1 protein-coding gene is annotated in these 1,275 nt (G+C 58.9%); it reads left to right on the top strand.

What is annotated here, in order from left to right:
* Positions 1-145: 145 nt before the first annotated feature.
* Positions 146-1,275, top strand: a 1,130-nt coding sequence (locus tag ACG01O_RS22225) for a DUF4158 domain-containing protein (protein WP_394387795.1), incomplete at its 3' end; no start/stop codon positions are given.

Below are 1,275 nucleotides of genomic sequence, written 5' to 3'. Positions count from 1 at the left end.
GGGGTCTCCTCGTTTTCAGTGCAATAAGTGACGGTACGCAAAGCTAGCACTGGCGCGGGGGTGGTCTGGGTAGACCGTTGATTTCATTGACTTTCCTGTTCGCTTTGTAAACGGGTATGGTGGCCTCCCACTTTTGAGGTTCACGATGCAGGGTTGGCACACAACGTTTTTGGGGATGCGTGGGCTCCCCCGCGATATCAGCGACTTCGAGATGAAGGCATTTTTCACCTTCGATGGTGCCGAGCGCGACGCAATCAATGCACGCCGAGGTGATTCCCACAAGCTTGGTCTGGCGCTCCATATTGGTTTCCTGCGCATGAGTGGGCGTTTGCTCGGTGCCTTTCGGGTAATTCCAGTAGCCTTGTGGCGCCACCTTGGCAACGAGCTTGGCATTGCAGCACCAGAAGTCGCCTCGCTGAGAGCCATGTATGAACGCGGGCGCACGCTATTCGATCACCAACAAGTAGCCTGCACGGTCCTTGGATTCCAGTGGATGAGCGAGCACCAGCGCCGCTCACTGGTACGTGAACTGCGCGACGAAGTGGCGCGCTGCGCCGACCGCGATCAGCTACTCGTGCGGGCGCGTCAATGGCTGTACAAGAACAAGCTGGTGATCGTGCACGAGCGGGCAATTCGGACACTGATTGCGGCGGCACTTGCCCAGCTTGAAGTTGAAACAGGCACCGCCATCGCCGCCAGCGTTGATCCAGCAACACTTGATCGCTGGCGAGCCTCAGTTTCAGAGCTGCGCCCAGATGGACAAACCCAGCAGAGTTGGCTATGGGCTGCACCGGCGAAACACTCAACCCGCCAAATCAGCGAGGTACTGGAGCGCATCGACCTGCTTTACACGCTGGACGTTCATAAGCACCTGGCAGACATCCCCGATCTCATCTTGCGCCGCTACGCGCGCCGACTTGTCTCCAGGCCGCCCTCAGCCGGAGCCAAGATCAAAGAGCCAGCGCGCACCGTGGAGGTCGCATGCTTTCTTCGGTATTGCCTGTTCACCACCACAGACCAGTTGATCCTTATGGTGCAGCGCCGGATCGCCGATCTGTGGCGTCAGGCTGCCGCCGATGTCCCCGCTACCGTCAATTGGGCCGCAATGTACAAAACGCTGCTCGGCGAACTTGTTGCCTTGAGCGCGCAAGGTGCGGTGCCAGATGCTGAGTTGCGTGCCCGTCTTGAAGCCTTGATCACCGAAACCCAGAAACGCAAACCACCGAGCAGGGCCTCCCTGGTCCGCGAGGGATTGATTGATGGAATTCGCCCCGT

This window comes from Pelomonas baiyunensis, assembly GCF_043555935.1.
In the GTDB taxonomy this organism is placed as follows: domain Bacteria; phylum Pseudomonadota; class Gammaproteobacteria; order Burkholderiales; family Burkholderiaceae_C; genus Pelomonas; species Pelomonas baiyunensis.
The sequence above is the reverse complement of the archived record's forward strand: the minus strand, read 5'-3'. Positions and strand labels throughout refer to the sequence as shown.